1 protein-coding gene is annotated in these 1,151 nt (G+C 73.9%); it reads right to left on the reverse strand.

Going from position 1 to position 1,151, the window contains the following annotated elements:
- Positions 1–1,151 (reverse strand): DUF349 domain-containing protein (locus QH283_RS00725; protein ID WP_280501083.1); only part of this gene is annotated, 1,151 nt, incomplete at both ends.

Consider the following 1,151-nt stretch of genomic DNA (forward strand, 5'->3'; position numbering starts at 1 on the left):
CCCGGGCGCCCCCCCCCCCCCCTATCACCCCGGGCCCGGCGGTTATCCCAACCCCCGGGGGGCCCCGGTTCTGGGTGGCGGGGCGCGCGGGGTCCGGGGTTGCTGACCGCGCCCTCGGCCGCTTCGGCCCACTCGCGCCACTGCTTGGCCTGTTCGCGCGCCTGCTCGGCGTCGCGGGTCCGGCCGGCGGCTTCGGCTTTGGCGGCCTGCTCCTCGAAGTGGGCGACCTTCTCCCTGAACTGCGCGGCCCGCGCCATGGCCTCCGGGTCGGTGCGCCGCCACTGTTCGTCGACGGCCTCGCGGACACGCTTCTCGATGGCGCGCAGCTTGCCCTCGAGCTCGTGCATCCGGTCGCGCGGCACCTTGCCGATGGCCTCCCAGCGCTCCTGCAGCTCGCGCAACCCGGCGCGGGCGGCATCGAGATCCTGCTCGGGATCGAGGTGGGCGTAGGCGGCCAGCAGCTCCTCCTTGGCGGCGGCGTTGGCCTCGAACTCCGCCTCGCGCTCGGAGACGGCGGCGTTGCGCGCGGCGAAGAAGACGTCCTGGGCGCTCTTGAACCGCCGCCACAGCGCCTCGTCGGCCTCGCGCGGCGCGCGGCCGGCGGCCTTCCACTCGCTGAGCAGCTCGCGGAAGATGGCGGCGGTGCCGGTCCAGTCGGTGGAGTCGGAGAGTTCCTCGGCCCGCACGCACAGCTCTTCCTTGCGCGCCTTGGCGGCGGCGCGCTCACGGTCGAGTTCGGCGAAGTGCGCGCCGCGCCTGCGGTTGAACGCCTCGCGCGCCTTGGAGTAGCGCTTCCACAGCGCGTCGTCGACCTTGCGGTCGACCCCGCGGATGGTCTTCCACTCCTCGAGGATCTCGCGCAATCGGTCGCCCGCCTGCTTCCACTGGGTGGACTCGGCGGCGATCTGCTCGGCCTCGGCACACAGCGCTTCCTTGCGCTCGGTGTGCTCGTGGCGGGCGCGCTCCTTCTCCTCCCTGGCGTGCGCGGCGGCTTCCTCGGAATGTTCGGTGATGGCCCGCAGGCGCTGCGCCAGCGACTCGATGTCGCCGATGACGGCGGCGGTGGGCAGCGATTCGGCGAGGCGGATCGCCTCGGCCTTGGTCTTGCGGGCATCGGCGCCCGCGGCCAGCCGCGCCTCGAGCAGGGCCAC

The sequence above is a fragment of the Nocardia farcinica genome (genome assembly GCF_029867845.1).
Classification (GTDB): domain Bacteria; phylum Actinomycetota; class Actinomycetes; order Mycobacteriales; family Mycobacteriaceae; genus Nocardia; species Nocardia farcinica_A.